The organism is Microbacterium sp. bgisy189, assembly GCF_057707225.1.
In genome coordinates this window covers 13,070-37,126 of the sequence record NZ_JBYIPT010000015.1, presented here as the reverse complement: position 1 = coordinate 37,126, position 24,057 = coordinate 13,070, and the positions used below count along the sequence as shown (strand labels likewise).

29 protein-coding genes are annotated in these 24,057 nt (G+C 67.4%); 13 read left to right on the top strand and 16 right to left on the bottom strand.

What is annotated here, in order from left to right:
- The coding region (locus AC3ENX_RS14295; RefSeq protein WP_434812411.1) for an IS30 family transposase at positions 1–1,154 on the top strand (1,154 nt) is incomplete at its 5' end.
- Positions 1,155–1,388: 234 nt separating this feature from the next.
- On the opposite strand, the gene AC3ENX_RS14290 is transcribed toward AC3ENX_RS14295, so the two are convergent.
- Together AC3ENX_RS14290 and AC3ENX_RS14285 are read right to left on the bottom strand one after the other, a co-directional pair.
- A complete protein-coding gene (locus AC3ENX_RS14290; RefSeq protein ID WP_434812410.1) occupies positions 1,389–1,877 on the bottom strand; it encodes a hypothetical protein in 489 nt (162 codons plus the stop codon).
- 86 nt (positions 1,878–1,963) lie between these two features.
- On the bottom strand, positions 1,964–2,335 hold the full coding sequence (locus tag AC3ENX_RS14285; RefSeq protein WP_434812412.1) for a MerR family transcriptional regulator: 372 nt from the start codon (positions 2,333–2,335) through the stop codon (positions 1,964–1,966).
- A gap of 178 nt (positions 2,336–2,513) precedes the next feature.
- On the opposite strand from AC3ENX_RS14285, the gene AC3ENX_RS14280 reads away from it, so the two are divergent.
- Positions 2,514–4,037 (top strand): SulP family inorganic anion transporter, encoded by a 1,524-nt coding sequence (locus tag AC3ENX_RS14280; RefSeq protein ID WP_434812409.1) that lies wholly within the window; start codon positions 2,514–2,516, stop codon positions 4,035–4,037.
- A gap of 99 nt (positions 4,038–4,136) precedes the next feature.
- Here AC3ENX_RS14280 and AC3ENX_RS14275 read toward each other — a convergent pair whose 3' ends face one another.
- Positions 4,137–4,478, bottom strand: coding sequence for a DUF427 domain-containing protein (locus AC3ENX_RS14275; RefSeq protein ID WP_488184916.1), 342 nt, complete (start codon positions 4,476–4,478; stop codon positions 4,137–4,139).
- Between the two features lie 379 nt (positions 4,479–4,857).
- Here AC3ENX_RS14275 and AC3ENX_RS14270 point away from each other — a divergent pair, with 379 nt between their 5' ends.
- A complete protein-coding gene (locus tag AC3ENX_RS14270) occupies positions 4,858–6,054 on the top strand; it encodes a hypothetical protein (RefSeq protein WP_434812407.1) in 1,197 nt (398 codons plus the stop codon).
- On the opposite strand, the gene AC3ENX_RS14265 is transcribed toward AC3ENX_RS14270, so the two are convergent.
- Both AC3ENX_RS14265 and AC3ENX_RS14260 read right to left on the bottom strand, forming a co-directional pair.
- Positions 6,014–6,223, bottom strand: a complete 210-nt coding sequence (locus tag AC3ENX_RS14265) for an ATP-binding cassette domain-containing protein (RefSeq protein ID WP_434812406.1) — start codon at positions 6,221–6,223, stop codon at positions 6,014–6,016. The genes AC3ENX_RS14270 and AC3ENX_RS14265 overlap by 41 nt on opposite strands.
- The gene (locus AC3ENX_RS14260; RefSeq protein ID WP_434812405.1) at positions 6,216–6,647 is read right to left on the bottom strand and encodes a heavy metal-responsive transcriptional regulator; all 432 of its coding nucleotides are present in this window, start codon (positions 6,645–6,647) and stop codon (positions 6,216–6,218) included. Before AC3ENX_RS14260 ends, AC3ENX_RS14265 begins: the two co-directional genes overlap by 8 nt.
- Positions 6,648–6,703: 56 nt before the next feature.
- Here AC3ENX_RS14260 and AC3ENX_RS14255 point away from each other — a divergent pair, with 56 nt between their 5' ends.
- Both AC3ENX_RS14255 and AC3ENX_RS14250 read left to right on the top strand, forming a co-directional pair.
- Positions 6,704–7,003, top strand: coding sequence for a thioredoxin family protein (locus tag AC3ENX_RS14255; protein WP_434812404.1), 300 nt, complete (start codon positions 6,704–6,706; stop codon positions 7,001–7,003).
- Between the two features lie 36 nt (positions 7,004–7,039).
- Complete coding sequence (locus AC3ENX_RS14250) at positions 7,040–8,392, top strand: dihydrolipoyl dehydrogenase family protein (protein WP_434812403.1); 1,353 nt, start codon at positions 7,040–7,042, stop codon at positions 8,390–8,392.
- A gap of 147 nt (positions 8,393–8,539) precedes the next feature.
- Here AC3ENX_RS14250 and AC3ENX_RS14245 read toward each other — a convergent pair whose 3' ends face one another.
- From AC3ENX_RS14245 to AC3ENX_RS14230, 4 genes are read right to left on the bottom strand one after another with little or no spacing between them, the layout of a single operon-like run.
- On the bottom strand, positions 8,540–9,592 hold the full coding sequence (locus AC3ENX_RS14245; RefSeq protein ID WP_434812402.1) for an ABC transporter ATP-binding protein: 1,053 nt from the start codon (positions 9,590–9,592) through the stop codon (positions 8,540–8,542).
- On the bottom strand, positions 9,589–10,458 hold the full coding sequence (locus tag AC3ENX_RS14240) for an ABC transporter permease (protein WP_434812401.1): 870 nt from the start codon (positions 10,456–10,458) through the stop codon (positions 9,589–9,591). Before AC3ENX_RS14240 ends, AC3ENX_RS14245 begins: the two co-directional genes overlap by 4 nt.
- Positions 10,455–11,291, bottom strand: coding sequence for an ABC transporter permease (locus AC3ENX_RS14235; RefSeq protein ID WP_434812400.1), 837 nt, complete (start codon positions 11,289–11,291; stop codon positions 10,455–10,457). Before AC3ENX_RS14235 ends, AC3ENX_RS14240 begins: the two co-directional genes overlap by 4 nt.
- A complete protein-coding gene (locus tag AC3ENX_RS14230) occupies positions 11,288–12,583 on the bottom strand; it encodes an ABC transporter substrate-binding protein (RefSeq protein WP_434812399.1) in 1,296 nt (431 codons plus the stop codon). The genes AC3ENX_RS14235 and AC3ENX_RS14230 overlap by 4 nt, the downstream gene beginning before the upstream one ends.
- A gap of 115 nt (positions 12,584–12,698) precedes the next feature.
- Here AC3ENX_RS14230 and AC3ENX_RS14225 point away from each other — a divergent pair, with 115 nt between their 5' ends.
- Together AC3ENX_RS14225 and AC3ENX_RS14220 are read left to right on the top strand one after the other, a co-directional pair.
- Positions 12,699–13,397, top strand: coding sequence for a TVP38/TMEM64 family protein (locus AC3ENX_RS14225; RefSeq protein WP_434812398.1), 699 nt, complete (start codon positions 12,699–12,701; stop codon positions 13,395–13,397).
- Entirely contained in the window at positions 13,394–14,023 is a 630-nt protein-coding gene (locus tag AC3ENX_RS14220; protein WP_434812397.1) for a CDP-alcohol phosphatidyltransferase family protein, read from the top strand. The genes AC3ENX_RS14225 and AC3ENX_RS14220 overlap by 4 nt, the downstream gene beginning before the upstream one ends.
- A 9-nt stretch (positions 14,024–14,032) precedes the next feature.
- Here AC3ENX_RS14220 and AC3ENX_RS14215 read toward each other — a convergent pair whose 3' ends face one another.
- Positions 14,033–15,460, bottom strand: a complete 1,428-nt coding sequence (locus AC3ENX_RS14215) for a dihydrolipoyl dehydrogenase family protein (protein ID WP_434812396.1) — start codon at positions 15,458–15,460, stop codon at positions 14,033–14,035.
- A 69-nt stretch (positions 15,461–15,529) separates the two neighbouring features.
- Entirely contained in the window at positions 15,530–16,138 is a 609-nt protein-coding gene (locus AC3ENX_RS14210; RefSeq protein WP_434812395.1) for a TetR/AcrR family transcriptional regulator, read from the bottom strand.
- Positions 16,139–16,209: 71 nt separating this feature from the next.
- Here AC3ENX_RS14210 and AC3ENX_RS14205 point away from each other — a divergent pair, with 71 nt between their 5' ends.
- The 3 genes from AC3ENX_RS14205 to AC3ENX_RS14195 all read left to right on the top strand — a co-directional run bounded on the left by AC3ENX_RS14205 (position 16,210) and on the right by AC3ENX_RS14195 (position 18,014).
- Complete coding sequence (locus AC3ENX_RS14205; RefSeq protein WP_434812394.1) at positions 16,210–16,569, top strand: sulfur reduction protein DsrE; 360 nt, start codon at positions 16,210–16,212, stop codon at positions 16,567–16,569.
- Positions 16,570–16,665: 96 nt separating this feature from the next.
- Positions 16,666–17,397 carry a flavodoxin family protein gene (locus AC3ENX_RS14200; RefSeq protein ID WP_434812393.1) on the top strand — a complete coding sequence of 244 codons (732 nt, stop codon included), beginning with the start codon at positions 16,666–16,668 and terminating at the stop codon, positions 17,395–17,397.
- Positions 17,394–18,014 (top strand): class I SAM-dependent methyltransferase, encoded by a 621-nt coding sequence (locus tag AC3ENX_RS14195; protein WP_434812392.1) that lies wholly within the window; start codon positions 17,394–17,396, stop codon positions 18,012–18,014. Before AC3ENX_RS14200 ends, AC3ENX_RS14195 begins: the two co-directional genes overlap by 4 nt.
- A gap of 4 nt (positions 18,015–18,018) precedes the next feature.
- Here the strand turns inward: AC3ENX_RS14195 and AC3ENX_RS14190 are convergent, their stop codons facing one another.
- Positions 18,019–18,339 carry a hypothetical protein gene (locus tag AC3ENX_RS14190; protein WP_434812391.1) on the bottom strand — a complete coding sequence of 107 codons (321 nt, stop codon included), beginning with the start codon at positions 18,337–18,339 and terminating at the stop codon, positions 18,019–18,021.
- A 111-nt stretch (positions 18,340–18,450) separates the two neighbouring features.
- Between AC3ENX_RS14190 and AC3ENX_RS14185 the strand changes: the two genes are divergently transcribed.
- Genes AC3ENX_RS14185 through AC3ENX_RS14175 form a run of 3 tightly spaced genes read left to right on the top strand, consistent with a single transcriptional unit; the run spans position 18,451 to position 20,964 of the window.
- Positions 18,451–18,912, top strand: a complete 462-nt coding sequence (locus tag AC3ENX_RS14185) for a hypothetical protein (RefSeq protein ID WP_434812390.1) — start codon at positions 18,451–18,453, stop codon at positions 18,910–18,912.
- A 14-nt stretch (positions 18,913–18,926) separates the two neighbouring features.
- Complete coding sequence (locus AC3ENX_RS14180; RefSeq protein WP_434812389.1) at positions 18,927–19,694, top strand: Crp/Fnr family transcriptional regulator; 768 nt, start codon at positions 18,927–18,929, stop codon at positions 19,692–19,694.
- A gap of 1 nt (position 19,695) precedes the next feature.
- The gene (locus AC3ENX_RS14175; RefSeq protein WP_434812388.1) at positions 19,696–20,964 is read left to right on the top strand and encodes a bifunctional alpha/beta hydrolase/OsmC family protein; all 1,269 of its coding nucleotides are present in this window, start codon (positions 19,696–19,698) and stop codon (positions 20,962–20,964) included.
- A 305-nt stretch (positions 20,965–21,269) separates the two neighbouring features.
- Here the strand turns inward: AC3ENX_RS14175 and AC3ENX_RS14170 are convergent, their stop codons facing one another.
- The 4 genes from AC3ENX_RS14170 to AC3ENX_RS14155 all read right to left on the bottom strand — a co-directional run bounded on the left by AC3ENX_RS14170 (position 21,270) and on the right by AC3ENX_RS14155 (position 24,054).
- On the bottom strand, positions 21,270–21,668 hold the full coding sequence (locus AC3ENX_RS14170) for a hypothetical protein (protein WP_434812387.1): 399 nt from the start codon (positions 21,666–21,668) through the stop codon (positions 21,270–21,272).
- A 161-nt stretch (positions 21,669–21,829) separates the two neighbouring features.
- Positions 21,830–22,213 (bottom strand): hypothetical protein, encoded by a 384-nt coding sequence (locus AC3ENX_RS14165; RefSeq protein ID WP_434812386.1) that lies wholly within the window; start codon positions 22,211–22,213, stop codon positions 21,830–21,832.
- 107 nt (positions 22,214–22,320) lie between these two features.
- Positions 22,321–22,902 (bottom strand): hypothetical protein, encoded by a 582-nt coding sequence (locus AC3ENX_RS14160; protein ID WP_434812385.1) that lies wholly within the window; start codon positions 22,900–22,902, stop codon positions 22,321–22,323.
- 141 nt (positions 22,903–23,043) lie between these two features.
- Positions 23,044–24,054, bottom strand: a complete 1,011-nt coding sequence (locus AC3ENX_RS14155; RefSeq protein WP_434812384.1) for a DUF4192 family protein — start codon at positions 24,052–24,054, stop codon at positions 23,044–23,046.
- Positions 24,055–24,057: the final 3 nt, after the last annotated feature.

The following is a 24,057-nucleotide window of genomic DNA, read 5'->3' as shown; positions in this document are numbered from 1 at the left end:
GCTGGTCCATGTCCGCGGCGGCGCGGGAGGTGGGCGTCAGCCGGTCTGCAGCGAACATCTGGAAGAACGGCACGACGGTCCGACGCAAGGATGGCACCGTCAAGATCGTGCCACCGCTCGAGCCGCTCTCCGTCCGTGTCATCTCGCCTCGGTTCCTCTCGGAGGAGGAACGGGTTCAGATCGCCGATCTTGCATCGCGCGGCGTGGGTCCCACGGCGATCGCGAAGATACTCGGGAGGACTCCGTCGACGATCAGTCGTGAGCTGCGACGAAATCTGCATTCGTCGGGGCAGTATCGACCGTTTCACGCGCACGCGACCGCCGCGAGCCGGCGTCGGCGAACGCGACCGCGACCGCTGAAGCTGATGACCGACCCGATGTTGCGTTCGTTCGTGGTCGCGCGGCTGAGGGAGCGGTGGAGTCCGCAGCAGATCTCTCGAGCGTTGCGGCGCGCGCATCCGGAAGAACCCGCACGGCGGGTCGCGACGGAGACGATCTATCAGGCGATCTACCGCCCCGCCACTGGCATCCTCCGGAAGCCGTCGACCTCGCCGCTACGGACTGGGCGTGATCACCGACGTGGTCACACCCGTCAGATCCGCGCCGGACGCCGGTTCGCGCAACCGATGCTGTCGGTTCATCAGCGCGGCTTCGACCCCACCGACCGTTCCGTGGCGGGTCATTGGGAAGGCGACCTGATCGTCGGCCCTCACAACCGCTCCGCGATCGGCGCGCTCGTGGAACGGCAAACCCGCTACGTGAAGCTGCTGCACTTGCCGGCGTTCAACTCCATCGAGATGCATGCGGCCCTCGTTCGCACCCTCGGCGCACTGCCGCCGCGGTTGCGCCGCACGCTGACGTGGGACCAGGGCACCGAGATGGCCAGGCACCTCGACGTATCGGCCGACACAGGAACCCGTATCTACTTCTGCGACGCCGCGAGCCCTTGGCAGCGAGGCAGCAACGAGAACGCCAACGGCCTGTTGCGGCAATACTTCCCGAAGTCCACCGACTTGTCGGTCCACAGCCCTCGGGACCTCGCCCGGGTCGAGCTCGAGCTCAATCGGCGCCCCCGAATCACTCTCAACGACCGAACGCCCCACGAGCTATTCCACGCTCTGCTAGCCTCCGAGAATCATCCCTCGTTGCGATGACTGCTGGAATGCAAGACGCCGAAAACGTTCAGAATTCGAGCGCCGCCGACAACGGGAACTCAGGAGTTCCGAGAGAGGCTGTGCACCTTTACTCGGGGCGCGCCGCGCCGGCGTCGCGGTGACCGACCGGCTATCGGTACTCCTGAAAGGGCGCTTGGCGCCAAACTGCTGATGTCGGTGTACGCGGGAGACTCTACGCATGGGAGAACCCGCGGGATAGGTCCGCTTCTCACGCTATGAAACGAATTGCGCGGGGAAGTATTCGTCTGGGACCCCGTCAAGGTCCAACTCGGCCTCGCGATGTTGGGCGGTTTGCCGAACCCTGATCAGGAGTGGGGTGGTTGAGGGCATCCGCTTCCCGGTGAGCTGGGTTGTGTTCTCATTGGCTGCCACCCAGAGCCCTTCAGCGCTGGCGTGATCTTGTGCGGCGACGGCCGCGACGAAGCTGCGCACGAATGCTTCGGTCGGTCCCGCCCGGTCGGCTTCGGCGAGGTGCGCATTTCGGCCGTAGGCGGCGAGGATGCGGGCGAGGGTGTAGTCCAAGAGCATCGCGTTCCGTCGTAGCCACTGCTCGCCGGACGCTTCCTGCATGCCCGCGATCTCGTGTTCCCATTCGACCAGGTTGGCGTTCGTGGCCAGACACATCACCGCCTTGGTGAGCATGTAGTCCTGGATCAGGTGGTAGTCCTCCTGCTGAAGGGGGTGCTTGCCTTCCGTCACCATACCGATCTCCAAATCTCACGTCACGGAAGATTTTACGGTAGCAGGATGGCCATTGGCTGGATCGGGCACCGGGTGCGGCCGAACGGTCAGCGGCGGCCGAGTTGCTCGAGGAAGTCGTCGGCGGCTTCAAGCTGAGCCCGCAAGCGATCACGACGGCCCGCAGCTTCGGCACGCACCAATTCCAGACGATCGCGCAGCCTCTCGTCGCCGGGGTCCTCGGCAAGCGCGTCAATGAGCTCGAGAAGCTCTCCCGTTTCTTCGAGGGAGTAGCCGAGGGGTTTCATGCGACGAATCAGGAGGAGTCGTGACTCGTCTTCGGCGGTGTAGAGGCGAAAGCCGCCCTCGGTCCGCCCGGTGGGCTTGAGGATGCCGATCTCGTCGTAGTGGCGAATGGTGCGCAACGACAGCCCGGTCCGTTCGGCGAGCTCTCCGATGTGCATCGTCGTCGTAGCGGTCATGGGTGCGGCTCCGTTCGATTGGCGACCAACTCTCACGTTACGGTAGTCTTCGTCACGTTCGATCATTTCTTGGTCGTGCTCCCCAATTCTCTCCCGCCGAGAAAGCTCGGCAGTTCCGCGCACCGGTGCGCTCTCATCCGGCCGTCACCGACAGCCCCCTCTCCCCGTTTGGAGTGCCATGACTGACGTCATCCCCGTTCAACACCCGAAAACCCGTTACCGCATCGAACCCACCGTGATGCAAGCGCTCCGCAGCCCCCGCATCCTCACCCGTGAAGTCCTCGCCGGGCTGGTGGTGGCGATCGCGCTCATCCCCGAAGCCATCGCGTTCTCGATCATCGCCGGTGTCGACCCTCGCGTGGGCCTGTTCTCGTCCTTCGTGATGGCTGTCGCGATCTCGTTCCTGGGTGGGCGACCCGCCATGATCACCGCCGCGACCGGCGCGATCGCCCTGGTCATCGCCCCCGTCGCCCGCGAATACGGGATGGACTACTTCATCGCCACCGTGCTCCTGGGTGGCCTCATCCAGGTCGTCTTCGCCGCGCTCGGCGTGGCGAAGCTGATGCGATTCATCCCCCGCAGTGTGATGGTCGGGTTCGTCAACGCCCTCGCCATTCTGATCTTCACGTCCCAGTTCCCGCAGCTGATCGACGTGCCCTGGCTGGTCTACCCGCTCGTCGTCATCGGCCTGCTCATCATGTACCTCATGCCGTTGATGACCAAGGTCATCCCCGCGCCGCTCATCGCCATCGTCCTCCTCACGGCCGCAGCCGTCACCTTCGGACTCAACGTCCCCACGGTCGGCGACCAGGGAGACCTCCCGCAGAGCCTTCCCGAGCTGTTCATTCCGAACGTGCCGTTGACCTGGGAGACGCTGCAAATCATCGCCCCCTACGCGGCAGCCATGGCCATCGTCGGCCTGCTCGAGTCCTTGATGACCGCGAAACTCGTCGACGACATCACCGACACCCACTCCCGCAAGACCCGCGAAGCATTCGGCCAGGGCGCCGCCAACCTTCTCTCCGGCGTCTTCGGCGGCATGGGCGGCTGCGCCATGATCGGCCAAACCATGATCAACGTGAAAGCCTCCGGCGCGCGTACTCGCATCTCGACCTTCCTCGCCGGCGTCTTCGTGCTCATCCTCGTCTTGGTCCTCGGTGACATCGTGGCCGTCATCCCGATGGCAGCCCTCGTCGCCGTGATGATCGTCGTCTCCGTCGCCACCTTCGACTGGCACAGCGTGCGACTCTCGACGCTGAAGCGGATGCCGAAAAGCGAGACCGCGGTGATGCTCATCACCGTGGTGATCACCGTATGGACGCACAACCTCGCCGTCGGCGTCGGCGTCGGCGTACTGACCGCGATGATCCTGTTCGCCCGCCGCGTCGCGCACTTCGTCAGCGTCACCCGCCACATCGACAAAGAAGCATCCGTCCCCACCGTCCGCTACACCGTCAACGGAGAACTGTTCTTCGCCTCCAGCAACGACCTCACCACCCAGTTCGAATACACCCACGACCCCGAACGGGTCATCATCGACATGTCCCAATCACACATCTGGGACGCCTCCACCGTCGCCGCCCTCGACGCGATCGTCACCAAATACGAGCACCTCCACAAATACGTCATCCTCGAGGGCATGAACGAAGCCACCACCAAACTCCACGGACGACTCACCGGCGGACTCGGCGCCGGCCACTGACCCGCACACGTATCTCGCTGAGCCCCACTGTTCAAGGCGCTTCACTCCGCTCGACAAGGATCGGGTGTTTCGGGTGCACGGCTCAACGCCGCACGCGCCCTACTCGATGACGCTTACTTCCTTCCAGAAGGCCACGTACCCAGAGAAGTCGCGGCCCACGCGCTCGATGGACCCCGGTAGTGGGTCAGGGTATGACCACGCGCGATCTTTCAGGACGACTTCGCCGGCGTTGACGGTGAGGTACTGGCACGCACCCTTCCAGGCACACGCGTAGGGCGTAGGGCTCGAGACCAGGTGTTCGAAGTTGACGCTGGATGGCGGGAAGTACCAGTTCCCCTCGATCGAGATCAGGTCGTCGCGGTCGGCTTCGGCGAGAATCGTGTCGCCCAGTACTGCCTTCATGGTTGCTCCTGTCGGTTCGCTCTTCGGCGATCGGGACATCACCGTACGACGCCTGCGAGGGGCGCGACGGTGACCCAGATCACTGTCGCGGCCAGCGTGGTCGTGGTGGGATCGGGGACGGACAGGTGCGGCGACGACGGGAGTGCGAATGCGTGTGACGCGGTGGCTTAGCGAGTGGGAGTTCGCCACACGCCCGATCCATCCGGCCAGCCGAGCTGCGCTCGATCGGCGCTGGGCGGACCTGCCTGATCATGTGAAGACTCCCAACCAGCTCCTGGGCCGCAGCGCGATCGGGTGCGAAGGCACGCATGGTGTGTTCCCGAAGTGCGATCTGACCTGTTCGCCGTGTTACCACTCGGCGGACGCGAACAAAGTCCGGATCGACGGCGATCACACGCTCGAGCAGATCGACGCGCAGATGAGGTTCCTGCGCGAGCTGCGCGGGCCGAGGGCGCACGCGCAATTGATCGGCGGGGAGGTCAGCCTCCTGTCTGCGGCTGACCACGCCGCGGCGCTGGCGACGATGCGCCGCTACGGGCGTGAGCCGATGTCGATGACCCACGGCGACTTCGACGACGAGTACTTGCGCGACGTGGTGCTCGATGAGGACGGCAGTCCGAGGTTTGATCGGGTGTCGTTCGCCGCGCATTTCGATTCGCTGATGCGGGGGCGGCGTGGTGCTGTGCGTCCGCGGTCCGAGGCGGAGTTGGATCCGTTCCGAGCTCGGTTTGCGCAGATGTTCGTCGATCTGCAGCGCGATCACGGTGTGCGCTCGTATCTGGCGCACAACATGACAGTGACGCCGTCAAATCTCGGCGAAGTCGCGTCGACGACGCGGGTGGTGCTGGGGATGCCGTTCGACATGCTGTCCTTTCAGCCGGCGGCGTTCGTGGGCGACGATCGGCGGTGGAAGGAGGACTTCGCCGAAGTGTCCATCGACCGGGTGTGGGCGCAGATCGAGGAGGGCGCGGGGCAGCGCCTCCCCTGGCAGGGGACGCAGTTCGGTGACCCGCGCTGCAACCGGTACGCGACCGGGATGCGCGTCGACGGCCGATTCGCCGCTCTCATCGATCCTGACGATCCGCGCGATGTCGCAGCTCGCGACCGGCTCCTTGCCCACCATGGTGGTGTGGTCTTCGGCGGCACGCGGGCGGCCGTGCTGGCGGTGAAGATCCTTCGGGCGATCGCCCGTCACCCGGGCGATCTCGCGGTCTTCGTGGGACAGGTGCGGCGGATCGTTCGCCGGGCCGGCGGTGTGCGGCGGACGGTGCGGGCGGCGTGGCGGCGCCGGATCCGATCCACCAGCTTCGTGGTGCACAACTTCATGGACGCCGCGCAGGTCGCACCCGCCTGGGAGCTGATGGAACGCGGCGCGAGCAGCGACGATCCACTGCTCCTCGAGACGCAGGAGCGGCTCGGAGCGTGCATGTATGCGATGAGTCACCCCGAAACGGGACGACTGGTGCCGGCGTGCGTGCAGCACTCGGTGCTCGACCCCGCCGAAAACGCGGCACTGAGGCGACTGCTGCCGTTGGCGGGAGCACCGGTCGCGATTACAGCGCGGCCGAGCGGTCTCACGACGGTACGACAGACGGGGCGCCCGGCGCGAAGCTGAACACTGCTTCGAGTCCGGCGATCACCCGCAGAGTCGTGCTCTTGCCGGAACCGCACGGCCCGAGGATCGCGATGCGGGCACCCGTGAGAATGTCGAGGTTGACGGCTTGCAGAGCCGGAGCAGACCCGGAAGTGAACTGCTTGGTGACATCATGACACGGGCTACTCATCGGGCGGGTTTGGGGCTTTTGTGACGGGTGTCTGGGAGATGATGTGACAGACATCGGTATCGGTGCAGTCAACCGGATTCAGGCCGTCGCTGCGGTTGATGAGCGCTTCCAGCTCTGCTTCGAGGGCTGCGAGTTCCGCACGTCGCGCGCGGACGTCGCGGAGCTTGGTGGAGAGAAGATCGCGGACGTGGAGGCAAGGCATGACACCGTCCCCCCGCATGTCGAGGATGGTGGCGATCTCGACCAGGGTGAGTCCCGCGCCCTGTCCGCTGCGGATGAACTGCAGTCGGGGGAGGATCGGGTCCTCGTAGGCGCGGTAGCCGTTCGGGTCACGCTGAGGTGGGGGAAGCAAACCCCTGCGCTCGTAGAAGCGGATGGTCTGGGGATCGACGCCGGCGGCGGCGGCGACTTCTCCGATGCGCATGCCTGTGATGATACGCGCTTGACCTTGTACTAGGGTGCAAGGTTTACAGTGGCGGGATGGACGTGACCTTGCTTTACTTCGACGGATGCCCGAACTGGAAGATCGCGGACGAGCGGCTACGGTTGTTGGCTCTCGAACGCCCCGACATCACGGTAAGACGCCAGCTGGTCCGGACACCTGAGGAGGCCGAACAGGTCGGGTTCCTCGGATCGCCCAGCATCCAGGTCGACGGCATCGATGTCTTCGCCCAGCCCGGCTCGCCGGTAGGGCTGACGTGCCGCATGTATCCGACTCCGCACGGGTATGCCGGAGCGCCCACCGTCGAGCAGCTCCGCACGGTCTTGGCCGATGCGTGACCTGATCTTTGATCCGACCTTGCGAAAGGACCATTCATGAACGAGACCTACGATCTGATCGTCATCGGCGCGGGCATGGCCGGCATCGCCGCCGCGAAGAAGTGCGCCACCCACGGTTGGAGGGTCGCGATCGTCGACTCCCTTCCCTATGGCGGAACGTGCGCGCTGCGCGGGTGCGATCCGAAGAAGATCCTGCGACGCGGGGCCGAGATCATCGACAGCGCCCGACTTATGCACGGAAAGGGCATTGATGACATGGGGCTGTCGATCAACTGGGCGGACCTGATGGCGCACAAACACGGCTTCACCGACCCGGTCCCCGGGCGCATGGAAACCGACCTGGCGCGCAGCGGCGTCAACACCCTGCACGGGCACGCGCGTTTCACCGGCACCCACCAGATCGACATCGACGGCACCCGCTATGACTCGAAGCGTTTCCTGATCTCGACCGGAGCCCGACCGCGACCGCTCGACTTCCCCGGTGACGAGCACCTCATCGACAGCACCCAGTTCCTGGACCTCGACGCCCTCCCTGCACGGATCCTGTTCGTCGGCGGCGGTTTCATCTCGTTCGAGTTCGCGCACATCGTCGCCCGCGCCGGGAGCGCGCCGGTGATCATCGACCGCGGCGCCCGCCCCTTGAAGGGCTTCGATCCGGACCTTGTGGAACTCCTCATCGACCGGAGTCGGAGTGTCGGCATCGATCTGAGACGCCAGACACACATCACCGCTGTCGAGAAGGATGGCCCGGTCTATCGAGTGGTCGTTGAACGCGACGGTGTAACCGAAACGATCGAGGCCGACCTCGTCGTGCACGGCGCGGGGCGCGTCGCCGACCTCGCCGGCATGGATTTGGATGCCGCCGGTGTGGAGTGGAGCGACCGCGGCGTCCGCGTGGACGGCCACTTGCAAAGCCCCACGAACCCGGCCGTGTGGGCTGCGGGTGACTCGGCTGACACCGCCGGGATGCCGCTGACTCCGGTCGCGGTCTCCGAAGCGAAAGTCGCCGCGTCCAACATGATCAAGGGCACCACCACCACTCCGGACTACACTGGGATCCCCACCGCGGTCTTCACCATCCCGGAGTTGGTCCGCGTCGGCTTGCTCGAGACCGAGGCCCGCGAGCAGGGCATCGATTTAGATGTTCGCTTCACCGACACCAGCGACTGGTACTCGAACTACCGGGTCGGCGAGCACACTGCTGCCGCCAAGATCCTCATCGATAAGTCCACCGGCCTGATCGTCGGCGCCCACCTGCTCGGACCCGAGTACGGCGAACTGATCAACACCGTCGGCCTGGCGATCAAGCTCGGGCTCACCGCCCCGCAACTCAGGTCCGCCACGGCCGCCTACCCCACGGTCGGATCAGACCTCGGCTCCATGCTCTAGATCGGCGACAGTCTGCTGTCACCAGCCATCGAGGATGCTGGCTCTCGTTTGAGCTAGGACTTGCGAAGCGGGACGTTGATCAGAACGGGAACTTTTCATTCCCGAGCGACCAGGTCGGCGATGCCCAGTAAGAGAATGAAGACGAGCTTACGACGGTACGACAGACGGGGCGTCCGGCGCGAAGCCGAACGTGACTGTGGCGCCGACGGGCGCCTCGACCCCCGCGGGGAGGTCGGCGGTGACCAGCGCCGATCCGCTGCTCATCACGAGGGATCGGCGGATGCCGGTGCGGGTCACGCCCTGCACTGTGGCGGTGTGCGTGGGTTCGCCGGGTCGGGTCTCGTGCGGCGATGCGATGATGCGCACCGCTTCGGGACGCACGACCAGGGTGCCGGGTCCGTCGGGGGTGCTGGCATCCACCGGAATCGACCCCAGGTCCGAGTGGTGCCGGGCGCGCTGCACTGTGCCGGCGATCTCGTTGCGTCCTCCCATCAGTCGCGCGACTGCCAGGCTGGTGGGTCGGTGGTAGATCCGCTCGACGGTGTCGTGCTGCAGCAGGGTGCCGTGCTCGATGACGGCGATGTGGTCGGCGACCGCGGCGGCCTCGTCGCGGTCGTGGGTGACGATCACCACGGTGGGTGGCAGTTCGGTGCGGAGGCGTGTGAGCAGGGCGTGCATGTCATCGCGCAGGGCGGGATCCAGTGCGCTGAACGGTTCGTCCAGGAGCAGGATCGTGGGTTTCGCGGCGAGCGTGCGAGCGATGGCGACGCGCTGCTGCTGCCCTCCGGAGAGGGAGGACACGCTGCGCTGTTCGAATCCGGGCAGCTGTACGAGGTCGAGGGAGGGATGCGCCGCCTCTCGGGCGGCCCGGCGGGAGAGGCCGGCGGCGCGGAGCGGGAAGGCGATGTTGTCGAGCACGGAGAGGTGCGGGAACAGCAGGGGCCGTTGGAAGACCATCCCGATGCCGCGCCGCTCGGGAAGAACGCCCGTGACGTCGCGTCCATTCAGGAGGATCTGTCCGTCGCTGGGGTCTTCGAGCCCGGCGATCATCCGCAGGATCGTGCTCTTGCCCGAACCGCTCGGTCCGAGGATCGCGGTGCGGGCGCCCGAGAGGATGTCGAGGTTGATGCCGCGCAGTGCCGGCGCCGACCCGGCGGTGAACTGCTTGGTGACTGACTGGAGTGTGATCGCGGTGCTCACGGCGTCATCCTCCGGTCTCCACGAACAAGGACGAGCAGTAGCAGCACTGGGGGGATGACTGCTGCAAGCGAGAGGGCGGCGACGAGTGCGTCGTTGCCGACGCCGGAGGCCGCAGATGCGGTGATGAGGGGAAGGGTGACGATCTGCCCGCCGCCGACCATGACGGTGATGATGTAGTCGCTCCATCCGACGAGGAAGGCCAGGAACGCCGACCGGGCCAGAGCCGGGGCGAGGAGCGGGACGTGCACCTGCCAGAGCACCCGCGCCCGGGACGCACCGAGGGTGCGGGCCTCCTCCTCGTAGCCCAGGTCATGCGCGGCGTACGCGGCCCGCATCGAGAAGGTCGTGTAGGGAAGGGCCATCGCGACGAGCACCAGCACGAGCCCCGCCAGCGCGGGCACGTGGGCGCGAAGGAGGAGCACGTTGATGCCGAGCGCTGCAGCGAACGGTGGAAGCAGGACGGGCGCGAACACCACCGCGGTCACCAGACGGGGTGCCGGTGCCCAGCCGAGGGCGAGGGCGCGGCCCAGGATCGCTCCGAGCGGCGTCGCGATAGCGGCGACGACCAGGCCCAGCAGCAGCGACCTTCCGAAGGCCGCAGCGCCGCCCTGCGCGAAGGCGGACGACAGCCCGCCCACCCCCCACTCCTGCGGAAGCACCGACGGAAACGCCCACCGGTCCGCGAACGCCCAGACAAGCAAGGGCACGAAAGGCAGCGCGAACCAGCCGAGCAGCAGCAGCGCCATCCCGCGGCGTGCCGCCCGGGATGCACCGCCCGGGGTGGTGAGCGGGCGCCCGGGATCGCCCGGGAGTCGCCCGCGATGCGAGGCGACAGGCGCTGGGAGGTCTCGGACGGAGAGGGTCATCGCCACACCGCCGACCGTCGCAGCAGCAGGAACGCGATGCCCGCGCCGAGCGCTGCGAGGGCGATGATGACCACGGCGACCGCGGCCGCCTCGGGACGCGACGACAGACTGACCTCGCCATAGAGGCGCACCGCCATCACCGAGAGCGGTTCAGGGTAGGTCCGCCCCAGCAGCCACGCGACCTCGTACGAACCGAGTGTGTAGACGAACGTGATCGCTCCCGCAATGATCAGTGAGGGCAGCGCCAACGGGATCAGCACCAGCCTCAGCCGCGTCACCCGCCCCGCGCCCAGCATCGCCGCAGTCTCATCGAATCGGGCGACCCGGGTCGCCAAGGTCCCGGCGACCACCAGCGCCACGAACGCGGACTCCTTCCACGCGTATTCGATGATCACCGCCGCCCACCATGGACCGCCGACGAACGACGGCCACCCCTCAGCGGGCACCTGCAGCACGCGCGCGAGGACTCCGGAGTCCGCCAGCAGCAGCCCGATCATCGCCGCCCCGATCAGGTGCGGGACGGTCACCGTCGCAGCGCTCAACCCGATGAGGCCGCGCGCGAGCAGCCCGCCCGAGACGATCAGCACCGCCGCGGCACCGCCGATGACCACGGCGAGGAGAGTGGATGCCGCAGCGATCCCGACCGAGACCCCTGCCGCGACCGGAACTTCTGCCGCGACGGTCACGAACGCGTCCGCGCTGAGACGGGGTGACCCCACCAGCGGCATCAGTCCGACGCTCTGCAGCGCTGTCGAGCCGAGCCCCCCGATGACCACGACCGCCGCGGGTGCGATCGCGACGAGGACGAGCAGCCGCTGTGGGGTGGTGATCATCGGCCGGCGGGAATGCGGGTGCGCCAGCCCTCGTCGAGTTCGGGCACCCAGGCTGCGGCAAGCTCAGGGTTGGCGTTTTCGGACAGGACATCGAACGCGGGCACGACGGGGGATTGCGGAAGTGCGTCGAACGCGGCACGGTCGGCGTCGCTCAGACGGTCGTCGTCGAGGACGGTGAACTGCCCCCACGTGCCCGGGTTCGCCTTGGCGACCTGCTGGGCGACGGTGAGCGCGGTGTCGGCGACGACCATCGCACCTGCTGTAGCTGCGGCGTTGGCGGGAATGGCGAGGAAGCTGGCATTGCCGAGTGTTCCTTCCTCGAGGGTGAGTACCTTCGTGCCGGCCGGGTAGGTGCCGTCGGCGACGAGCTGCGTGAGGGTCGCGGGACCATAGGTCATCGTGAAGTCGACCTGTCCGTCGGCATACAGTTTATTCAGCTGCTCCGAATCGGCTGGGTAGGTGTCGCCGCCCCGCCAGAGCGAGGGCGCCACGTCGGCGAGGGCGTCGTAGAGGGCCGGGGTGAGCTCATCGAACGCGGTAGGGCTGAATGCGGCCGGCACGTTCTCCCAGCCCCCGGAGGTGCTGTACAGGACGTGTCGGACGAATGCGGACCCGGTGAAGTCCGGCGGCGCCGGATACGTGAACCTTCCGGGGTGCTCCTTTGCCCAGGCGAGCAGTTCGGCGACCGTCGTCGGCGGATCGGTGACGGCATCGGAGTTGTACGCGAACGTGAACTGCGCTTTGCTCCACGGCGCCTCGCAGCCGTTCACCGGCGTGCCGAAGTCTTCGGTGAGCAGCGGATCGGCGGCATCGACATTCGCCATCGCGGGCAGCAGGTCGGTCCAGTCGCACAGCCACGCGTCGGCTTCGACGCCAGTGCGGAAGTTGTCGCCGTTGACCCAGATCAGATCGACGGTGCCGTCATCCGTTCGGCCAGCCTGCAATTCGGTGAGCACCCGGTTGAGCGCTTCCCCGGTGTCAGCGATCGGCACCCGGTTGAGCGTGACACCGTACTCGGCCACAGCCGGAGCGAGCACGTCGTCGATGTACGCGTTGCCCTGTTCGTCGCCACCCCACATCCACAGGTCCACACTCTGCCCGTCGGCATCGGCGAGCACCGCATCCCAGTCAGAGAACGTGCCTTCTGCCCTGGGTGCCGCACCATCGTCGCCGCCTGCTGGCCCGCCACTCGCGCACGAGGTGAGGATGAGAGCGCTGGCGGCACCCATCGCCGCGGCAGTGAGCGCGGTGCGCAGGCGGGAGCGGGCGATGGGCCGTGAGGTGAACAGCACGAATGAAGTCCTTCAGGTGGGTGACAGGTCGTGAGGAAACCCTAGGTGCCGAGCGCTCCGCGGTCAGTGATCCACAACACAGACCGGCGGTGCGGTGCTGTCTACGATGGGGACGATGCGATACCTGACGCCCGCAGTGACCTGGCGGGCGGCCGCGTTCGTTGTGTTCGTGGTCGTCGCCGTCATCGTGGGGGTGCTCGTTCCTCTGCCCAGCGTGGAGGACGTGCGCGCGGCCGCCGAGTCGGGCGGGCTGTGGGTGGCGGCCGGATTCTCGGTCGCCTATGCCGTGGCCTCGCTGACCCCGGTGCCGAAGAATGTCGTGAGTATCGCGGCGGGGCTGGTGTGGGGGCTGCCGGTGGGGTTCCTGATCGTCTACGTCGGGGCGGTGCTCGGTGCGTTCCTGGCGTTCGCCGTCAGCCGGTTGCTCGGGCGGAGCATCGTGGAAAGACTCACCGGAACTCGTGTCGCCCAGGTCGACCGGCTTCTGGCGCAGCGAGGGGTCGCCGCGGTGATCGGTGCGCGCCTGGTGCCGCTGGTCCCGTTCACCGTGCTCAACTACACCGCCGGGCTGACGAGCGTTCGGCTGCGCGACTACACGATCGGCACGACGGTCGGCATAATCCCCGGCACCATCGCCTACGTTGCTGTCGGCGCGTACGGGCTGACGCTCGGCTGGCCGTTCTTCATCGCGATGGGCGCGCTGGGCGTGCTCACTCTCGGCGGGGCGATCTACGCTGCCCGCGCCCGCCGCCGGATGCGCGACACGGACCGCTCCGACCACGCCGGCGACGAGGAACAGGATGCTCCCTCATGATCGATGCCCCGATGCGCCGCGCACTTTCCGCCCCGATCGGCTGGGGAGCGCGCCTCCTCGACATCCGCTGGATCACACCGAATCGGCTGACACTGGTCGGGATGCTGGTCGGCCTGAGCAGTGCGGTGCTCGCCGCCATGCAGCTGTGGTGGCCCGCGCTGGCAGCCTGGCTGCTCTCGCGGGTATTCGACGGTCTCGACGGCGCACTGGCCCGTCGACGCCGCGCCGCCGACACGGGGAGCTCCTCGAGTGAGGTGGGCGGGTTCCTCGACATCATCGCCGACTTCGTGGTCTACGGGACGACGGTTGTCGGTGTCGCGGTCGGCGTCACGATCGCGTACGACGCACCATGGTGGCCGTTCATGCTGGTGCTGCTGGCGTATTACCTGAACGGCACGGCGTTCCTCGCGTTCTCCTCGATCGCCGAACGCACCGGCCGCCAGATCGATGACGGCCGGTCGCTGTCGTTCCTCGGCCGGATCGCGGAAGGCACCGAGACGATCGTCGTCCACAGCCTCTGGCTGATCCTGCCCGCCTTCGCATGGCAGATCGCGCTCATCTGGGCAGCGTTCGTCTTCGTCAGTGCCGGCCAGCGCATCGTCAGCGCGATCCGCATCCTCCGCTGACCGCGCGCGTCACGCGACGCGGCGTCGGCGAATCCGCCGCAGCACCCGGATCGCGCGAGCGACGACTCCGCGGCCGAGTCGGTGCCGGACGTCGGCGACGGCGGTGTTCCACAGCGGATCGTTGTACGTCGGGTAGGCGTGCGTGGTGCCGGCAAGCGTGCTGGTGGTGAGCCGCGCCTGGACAGCGAGGGTCAGCTCCCCCAGCGTCTCCCCTGCCCGGGGGCCGACGATCGTGCCGCCCAGGATCGTGCCGCGGCGGTCGACCACGATACGGGTGTAACCGGTGGTGTCGCCCTCGGCGATCGCGCGGTCGGAGTGCGCGTGGTCCCAGGTCACGACCCGGTGGCCGCGGCGGTCCGCGTCTGCCGGCGGTAGCCCGACGGCGGCGACTTCGGGTGAGGTGAAGGTGACCCGTGGGATGACCCGCGTCTCGGCTCTTCGCCGCAATCCGAGGATCGCGTTGGTGGCCGCGACACTGCCGTTCACCCCGGCGGTGTGGGTGAATTTCGGAAGGCCTGTGACATCGCCAGCCGCCCAGATCCGCGGATTCGTGGTGCGCAGCATCCCGTCGACCGCGATATATCCCTCTGCATCGGTGCGCACTCCGGCGAGGTCCAGGCCCAGCACGTCGGTGTGCGGAGCGCGACCCAGCGCCGCGACCAGCACGTCGAAGTCGATGGTCGTGCCGTCATCGAGGCTGAGGACACCCGACTCGCCGTCGCGTGAACGGAGCGCGGCCGCTGTGCGGCCGGTCCGGACCTCCACCCCATCCCGGAGCATCGCGACATGGACGATGTGGCTGGCATCGGCGTCCTCTTTCGGGAGGATGCGGGCGCCGCGGTGCACGATCGTCACCTGTGACCCGAGCCGGGCCATCGCCTGCCCGAGCTCGCAGCCGATCGCACCCCCGCCGAGCACGACCAGACGTTCGGGGAGTTCGCGGAGATCCCAGAAGCTCTCACTCGTGCGCATGCGCACCACGTCGCCGGCGATGGCAGGGATTACCGGGGAGGTTCCCGTAGCGATGAGCGCCTGACGGAATCGCACCTCGGCGCCGTCCACGCTCAGCGTGGCTTCCGACGTGAAACGGGCATCCCCCATCAGCACCGACACGTTCTCCGCCTCGAGCGCATCGATCGAATCGACCGGTGCGATCGTCTCAATCGCGCGCTGCACCGACACCATCGCGGAACGGAATGCGTCCGCCTCCCACTCTCTCGCGCCAGTCCAGCCGGCATCGCGGACCATGGCGGCGCGGTGACCGGCAGCGATGAGTGCTTTCGAGGGCACGCACCCCGTCCACAGGCAGTCCCCACCCAGCCGTTCACGCTCAATGAGGAGCACTTTCGCGCCGAAGCCCGCCGCCGTCTTGCTGGCAACCAGCCCCGCGCTTCCCCCTCCGATAACGACAAGATCCCACACGATCGGCTCCGGCATTCGTTCCCTCTTCGCCCTGTTCACGTCGGCACGGCCGTGCCGCCCGCCCAGCCGGGCGTGACTTCCGTTCTAGTCGGTCACGGGCGTGGGAACCGTGACCGAAGTCACATACGTGGGAAGTGCGTGCAGGGCCGCATCGCGCGCCCGCAGCACATGGGTCGGATCACCGGTCGTCTTCACAGCGGCGATCGCCCCGTCGTAGAGGTAGAGAATCGCATCGATCGCTGGGGAGTGAGGATCACCGACGAGCTCACCGACGTGCGCGGTGATTCGGCGGCGGTACTCGTGCACCACCGTCATCACGAGCTCGCTCTGCCGCATCTCGACGGCCGCGTTCGTGAACGGGCAGCCACGATAGTCGGCGCTGAGCGCATCAGCGGCCAGCACCTCGAACAGAATGCTGACCCGCTTCGCAGCGCCCGCTGCAGGGCGATCGGCGACCGCTGTCGCCGCCGCCCACGCCTCCAACTGGCCCCGTAGGCAGGCGGCGACGAGCTCTTCCTTGCTGCGGAAGTTGTTGTACAGCGTCGGCTTCGTCACCCCGGCTGCGGCGGCAACACGATCCACCCCGGTCGCCGTGATGCCCTCGGCGTAAAACAGGGCACTGGCCGCAGCCAGCAGGCGCTCCCGCGCGGGCGCAGGTCGAGCGACGCCGGTCATCGGGGATGAAGATGTCATGGTGTTGATTTTACAGATCGGTATGTACAATAGCCAGATATACCGACCGGTATGTATATCCAAGGAGAGTCATGACCGAGAAGAACAAGATCGCTGTCGTCATCTACGAACCCATCCCCGGGGATACATCGCGGGTCTATCGCGGTTTGAAGACGGCGGCTGAGTTCGCCGCGGCCGGGGACGATGTCGTCGTCCTGTTTGACGGGGCCGGAGTCGAGGCCCTCGCTGCGGTGAGCGACCCGTCAAGTCCGATGCACGCCCTCATCGGAGGGATCCGGCCGACCGTGCTCGGGGCCTGCAAGTTCTGCGCGACCAGCCACAAGGTCCGGGACCGGATCGAGGAAGCCGGGTGGGCGCTGATCGACGACAACGCGGGCGAGGCGAGCATCCGCGACCTCGTGAACCAGGGGCGCCAGGTCCTCAACTTCTGAGCCAGGCCCGGGTGCAGCTCCGCATCGGCACTGCACCCGAGCCTGCGTGATCTCGCACACAGAACCCGGACGGACGCCAGGCATAGAGTGACCGCCATGACCGAGCACCGACGCCCACCGGCAACCTACGACGACCTGAAGGCCGTGTTCATCAACTGCACGCTCAAGCGCAGCCCCGATCTCAGCCACACGCAGGGGCTGATGGATCGCAGCATCGCGCTGATGCGCGCGCAGGGTGTGACCGTGGAGAACATCCGGTTCATCGACCACGACATCGCCACCGGCGTGTATCCCGACATGCGCGAACACGGGTGGCCCACGGACGCCTGGCCGGAGGAGATCTGGCCGAAGATCGACGCCGCCGACATCCTCGTGATCGGCGGCCCGCTCTGGCTCGGCGACAACGCGTCAATCACCCGTCAACTCATCGAACGGCTCTACGCCATGAGCGGGCTGTTCAATGACAAGGGTCAGTACGTGTATTACGGCAAGACCGGCGGTGCCCTGATCACCGGGAATGAGGACGGCGTCAAGCACGCCGCGATGGCGATCCTCTACAGCCTGCAGCACATCGGGTTCACGATTCCGCCCGCTGCCGACGCCGGCTGGATCGGCGAGGTCGGCCCGGGACCCAGCTACCTCGACCCCGGGTCGGGAGGCCCGGAGAACGACTTCACCAACCGCAACACGACGTTCATGACCTGGAACCTGCTGCACACCGCACGAATGCTGAAAGACGCCGGAGGCATCCCGGCATACGGCAACCTGCGTCAGGCGTGGAATGACGGAGAGCGGTTCGGGTTCGACGCAAACCCCGAGTATCGGTGACCGACCGCGCCGCGTACGGCATCGGCGCCGGCGTCTACGACCTCCTCGCCGGAGAGGCGATCTACCGCATCGGGCGTGTGGAGGGCGTGCGGATGCTGGGCCTTCGGCACGGTGACACCGTGCTGGATGTCGGCTGCGGCACCGGGCTCAACCTCGCGCTCCTCGCTGACGCGGTCGGTCCGACCGGGAGCGTGATCGGGCTGGACCGCAGCGCCCAGATGCTCGGCGTTGCGAGACGCCGCATCGAGAAGGAGCGCTGGTCGCATGTCCGACTCGTCGAGGCGGACGCCACGGATTTCCGTCTGGACGCGATCGGCGGGCGACCCGTCGACGCCGTGATCTCGACCTACGCGATGAGCGCGATCGACGCCCCGTCCGCCGCGTGGACGCGCATGCGCGCCGCGCTGAGACCGGGCGGACGAGCATGCATCGTCGACATGCGGGTGCCGACGGGTCGCGCCCGAATCTTCGCGCCGCTTGCGCGGCTCGCTTGTGCGATCGGAGGATCGGACATCCACGCGCACCCCTGGGAGCTGCTTCTCGCCGACGGTCAGGATCTGGACACCCGAGATCTCCGCGGCGGTCACATCCAGGTGGTCGCCGGCACCGTCCGATGACAGATCAGCCGCGCGCAAACAGCGCGGGTGCCAGGACGGAGCGCAGGTCAGCGACCGACGGCGCTCCCGCGAACCGACCGTCGACACGGTAGACCCGGCACGCGAGATCTGCTGTTGCCCCGTCGGAGGGGAACGCGTCGACACCGTCGATCAGCACCGTCGGCGAGCCCGCGAAAGGCCGTGCGGCGGCCTCTTCGACGGTGGAGAGCAGGGTGAACGTCACGGGAACCACCGGCGCCCCCAGCTCCTGCAGCGACTGCCGGACACGAGCACCCGCCTCCTGCCAGTTCGGGCATTCGTCGATGTGCAGGATCTCGATTTCCATGCGTTCCAGTGTGCCCCCAAGACATCGCGGTGCTGTGTGTCCTGGGTCGCAGAACTCCACAAACCCGCGGGAATACCGTCAGTCATCGATCCTCTCCAGAAAGGAAGAATCATGACCACCTCAACCTCGTCCTCCACCCTGCTCGGCACCCGCGGCACCGCCACCTTCTGGCAGCGCGTCCTCGCCGGCGTCGTCGGCGGCGTCGCCGGCGGCCTCGTCTTCGGGATGCTCATGGCCGTGATGGGCATGCTCCCCATGATCGCCATGATGGTCGGCTCCGATGTCGCGGCGGTCGGGTTCGGCATCCACATGATGATCTCGATCATCATCGGCCTCGGCCTCACGGTGCTGTTCGGCAACCTCCTACTCACCGGGTACCTCCGCGGACTCATCGTGGGAATGGTGTATGGAGCCATCTGGTGGGTACTCGGCCCGCTCGTGATCATGCCGATGATGATGGGGATGCCGCTGTTCACCATCGACTCCACCGCGCTGTTCTCCCTCATGGGTCACGTCATCTACGGCGGCATCCTCGGTGTTGTTGCTGTCGCGGTGCTCGCCCGTCGTCGATGATGGAAGAGTGCGCCATGGACGTCACCGCAGCGCCGATCGCAGAGCGGCGCCCGTGGGCACCCCAGCGACGGGAGGCCAATCCATTGACCCCGACCAGTGACGAGCTCTTCAGCTGCCTCAGCGAGGTCGACCTGTTCGCCGATCTCACCCCCGAGGAGATCGCCGCGTTCGATGAGATGGCTCCCGCGCGCAGGTTCCGCAACGGCGAACTGATCTTCAGTCAGAGCCAACCGATCACGGCGCTGTTCATCCTCAAAGCGGGACGGGTGCGGATCTTCCGGGTCACGGAAGACGGCAAGGCGCTGACCATGGCCATCCTCGAACCCGGCGCGGTGTTCGGGGAGATGCTCCTGGTCGGCCAGCGCATGTATGACAACTATGCCGAGGCCATCGAGGACACCGCGATTTGCCAGCTGAGCGTACGCGACGTCGAACGGCACATGCTCTCAGACCCGAGGATCGCGATCCGCATCTCCCGAATCCTCGGCGAGCAGGTCGCCCGGCTCGAAGAACGACTCACCGACCTCGCCCTGCGACCATTGCTGGCACGAGTGGCCAGCACACTCGTGCGACTGGCCGAATCGCAGCGCCGCTCCCGTGTCGGGCACGTCACGATCCGGCTGACTCACGATCAGCTCGCCGGACTCCTCGGCGCCACCCGCGAATCGACGAGCAAGACGATGGCGGACCTCGCCTCCCGCGGGCTCATCCGACAGGCGCGCGGCAGGATCGTGCTGCTCGACCTCGACCAGCTCACGATCCTGTCGAAGAAGATGGCGTGACATGAGCAGCCGCCTCGCCGACCAGAAGCTCATTGAGTTTCCCGGCACACACGGACACACCCTGGCAGGTCGGCTCGAGTCACCTCCCGCCACGCCCGTCGCATACGCTCTGTTCGCGCATTGCTTCACCTGCGGCAAGGACTCCGTCGCGGCCGCTCGAATCTCACGGGCACTGACAGAACACGGCATCGCGGTCCTGCGCTTCGATTTCACCGGACTGGGACAGTCGGGCGGCGAATTCGCCGACACAACCTTCACGTCCAACGTCGGCGACCTCATCGCCGCCGCCGACCACCTTCGTGTCCACTACGCCGCTCCCAGCCTTCTGATCGGCCACTCCCTCGGTGGCGCCGCCGTACTCGCCGCCGCCAGCCGCATCCCCGAAGTAACCGCCGTCGCCACGATCGGCGCCCCCGCCGACCCACGCCACGTACTCCGATTCGTCGACGGACACACGGCCGAAATCGCCGCGACAGGCTCAGCGTGGGTGGACCTGGGCGGGCGACCCTTCCGCGTCGGCAACGACCTGCTGCGAGATCTCGCCGATCAGCAGCAGCGGGGTGCCATCAACCAGCTCGATGCCGCTCTGCTGGTCATGCATTCTCCTGTCGATCGCATCGTGCCCGTCGAAAACGCCCGCGAGATCTTCGACTCAGCCCCCCATCCCAAGTCATTCGTCGCCCTCGACGGCGCTGACCACCTGCTGACAGCGCGACGCGACGCGGAGTTCGCCGCCGGAGTCATCGGAGCCTGGGCCAGCCGCTACGTCACAGCCCCGGCCAGCATCGTGCATCCGTCGCCCCGCCCCGCGGACAAATGGCCCGAACAAGGGGTCGTCCGCGTCGCCGAGAACGGGCACGGCCCCTACGGTCAAGCCGTGAAAACGTCGCGCCACGAGCTGACCGCCGACGAGCCCGAGCCGATCGGCGCAGACTCCGGCCCATCCCCCTACGAATATCTACTCGCGGCTCTGGGTGCGTGCACGTCGATGACCCTGCGGATGTACGCAGAACGCAAGCAGTGGTCCATCGGAAGAATCAGCGTGGAACTAACCCACTCGCGCATTCATGCCGAGGACTGCGCGAACTGCGCCACACAAACAAGGCACGTCGACCACATCACCCGAACAATCTCGATCCAGGGAACGCTCACCCCCGCACAGCACGACTCGCTCCTCACCATCGCGGATCGCTGCCCGGTCCACCGCACGCTGCACGGCAGCGTCGCCGTAACCACCACCCTCGCCACAAGTCTCAAATCAGCAGCCTAGACAGGCGCCCCCTTGCGCGCTCGTTTGATGATTCGGTCGATCTGGTCACCAACCAGCTGTCACGGACGAAGGCAATCCCCGAACGAACCATTCACGCTGAGGGATCCGCTTGCGGACGCTCGTCCCAAAGGGGAAGTGGACATCTTCACGCAACGATGACGCTGCAGCACGTGGACATTTCTCGAGTCGATAGCCGGCTCTGACGTGCGCGCGGTGGACAAGTCGCGCCGTTCCCTACAGCGGCGGCGGCGGTGCGCGTGAGCGCCCCAACGGTGGGGTGTGGGGCGCTCACGCGGTAGATGCCGCTATGCCTTCCAGACGCCCTGCCAGGCGTCGGGGAGTCGCACGCCGTGTTCGCCGTGCTCGTCGGTCTGGTGCAGGTACACGAGAACGTCGCCGGGGTCAGGATCGGCCTCGTAGATCGGCAGGGTGCGCTCGGTGGGGTTGATCTGGCCGACGCTGTTGTAGCGCACGTCCACGTCGATCGCGCGCAGGTAGCCGTCCTCGACGTTGACGTGCTGATCGCACCGCGGGCACCACAGCACGGTGCGCTCGCCGTAGTCGGTCGGCTCGTCGAGCTCGACGATGCGCAGCGCGGGGAAGTCGGCTGCTTCGATCTCGTGCATGAGGCTCCACAGCCGGTCGATCAGGTCGTCGGCGGGGATGCGGGCCGTGGCGGTGGCCGCGGTGTCGGTGGTGGTCATGGTGTCCTCCTGGATGGTGCGCGCGGGCCTACGGCGAGCGCGCGGCGGGTGTCGATCTCGAGTCCCTCCCGCCGAGGGGAGTGGCAATCGCCGGCTCCCCTCGGGGTGGGGTGGTGCTCGCCGCCGCCGGGGTTGTGTGCGCGTCCGGCGGCGGCGAGGGGTCAGACGGCTTCGACCAGTCCGGGGCTGACGCGCCAGCCGTTGGCGAGCGTGTACGTCTTGGGGTTGGTGCGCACGATGATCGTCTCGACTCCGGCCAGCCCGTCGCGGGTGGTGCGGGGGTTGGTGACGATGCGCACGCGGGCTCCGGGGGTCAGGGTCGGCGGAGCGACAGCGGATGCCTGTAGTGCGGCGGCGAGCGCGTCGTCGCTGTGTCCAGTCGGCTCGACGGTCGCGGTGCGGGCGAGCGTGTAGACCTTGCCGGGGTCAGCGGCCGGGGCGATCTTCGCCTTGGTGCGGGCGAAGTCGATCAGCACGTACTCGGTGCCGCGGAACCGGAACGTGTCGCCGGGTGTGCGGGTGAGCAGGGTGGTGGGTTCGGTCATGGCGTCCTCCTTGGACTCTCGACGGTGAATGTGACATTCACAGGCTACGTGTGGCCTCCGACATTGGCCGGGCGGGCGGCGCCGATGGGTGCGCCCGCCCGGCGGACTCACTGACGGGCGATCGCCGCGGTGATCTCGGCGGTGACGCGCTCGCGCTTGGCATCGGCATCGGCCCCCGGCTCGAATCGGCCGAATACTGCCAGGTACGTCTCGATCTGCCCGCGCAGGTACTCGGTGTTGTTGGCGGCGGAGTTGAGGTCGAGGATCGCGGCGCGAGTGGCGCTCGCCGCTTGCCTCCATGTGCGCTCGGCGGTGTTGGTGCGGGGGCAATCCTCGGGGAGGGTGCAGGGGTGCTCGATCTGGCCGTCGCGCACGGTGTACCGGGAGACGGTGCGGTTTGTGACCACGACGACATCCAGGTAGTCGGGGTCGCCTTGTCCGCCGAGGGGTACCCAGATTCGGGTGTCTCCGTTCGGGTGGTCAGCCTCGATACGGGCGAGCAGGGTCGGCATGGCCGGGTCGAGGGTGAACGGGTCACTGAGGCTGTAGTCGTCCCATGCCTGCCGCAGCTCGTCGGGCTCGATCGTTGTCCACCCGGCATCGAACTCGGCGCGCAGCGGCGCGTGGTGGCGCATTGCGCGCTCGACGGCTGCGCGGATGTCGTGGACGTTGTTGATGGTGTCGGTCATGGTGTCCTCCCGGAATGTTGGCTAGTGAATGTGACATTCACAGGATACGGGCGGCCTCCGACATCGCGCGGGGACATCGCGAGTGCGGCACGGTGACAGGGGAGTGCCCCGCCGGGATGCCCGGCGGGGCACTCGGTGCGCTCAGCGGGAGAACGCCCAGTCGGGCAAAACTGCTGCCGAGCAGAGGGTCGCGACGATCTGGCTCATGCCGTGGTCGGGGTCGATCGCGAGGGCGCGGTCGGTGTAGACGGCGGCGTGAGTGGAGCGGCCCAGCGCCCAGGACAGCCACGCGGCGGCGGCGAGCAGGTTGGGGCGCTGCTGGTCGTCGGCGTAGGCGGCAAGGTGGCGCACGAGCGCGAGGCCCGCCGTCAGCCGGTCGGCGTCGGGACGATCGCCCTGCCCGTAGAGGGTGCGGGCGATGCTCTCGGGGACGGGTGCGCCCATGATCGAGTGGCCGATCTGCGCGGCCAGGGCACGGGTGCCGTTGCCGCGGTCGGTGGCCCACTGGATGAGGGCCACGTCACGCCACAGCGGGATGCCGATGCCGGTGAGCAGGATCGCAGCCTGGCGGGTGTCGAGGTCGGCGGGGTCACCGGTCAGGGCGTCCTCCGCGACGGCGACGAAGTCCGCGAGGGCATCGTCGTCCATCCGCGCGGCCGCGAACGCGATCCGGGCGGCACGCGCCGGGTCGGCGTCGGGGATGCTCGCCCCGGCGGTCTGGGATGCTGCGACCTTCTCGCGCAGCGCGTCCGGGGTCGCGATCTCGGCGACGGGGCGCGGTGCCTCGCCGGTCAGGTGGCTGCCGTAGCCGTCGCTGGCGACGTAGAGCACGTCCACCAGGTGCAGTCCCTGCCGGTCGGCGACATCGGCGATCTGCTGGCCGAGATCGCGGGTGCTGTCGGCGTCCTCGGCGGCGTAGATCACGGCGGCTACCCCGGTCACGCGCGGCACTCGGCAGACCAGCCCGAGGCTGGTGTGCGCGAGCGTCGCGGCATCCGCGTCGAGGTCGAGTCGCATCGCCCCGATCGTGCGCGACGCCTCGAAGGGCACGAGCACGAGCGAGTCCTGCGGGGTGAAGCCGAGCAGCGCGGGCACGAGGCCGAGGAAGTCGCGCGGGGTGCCCGCCTTGATGGTGGTCGGTGTGGTGGCCATGGT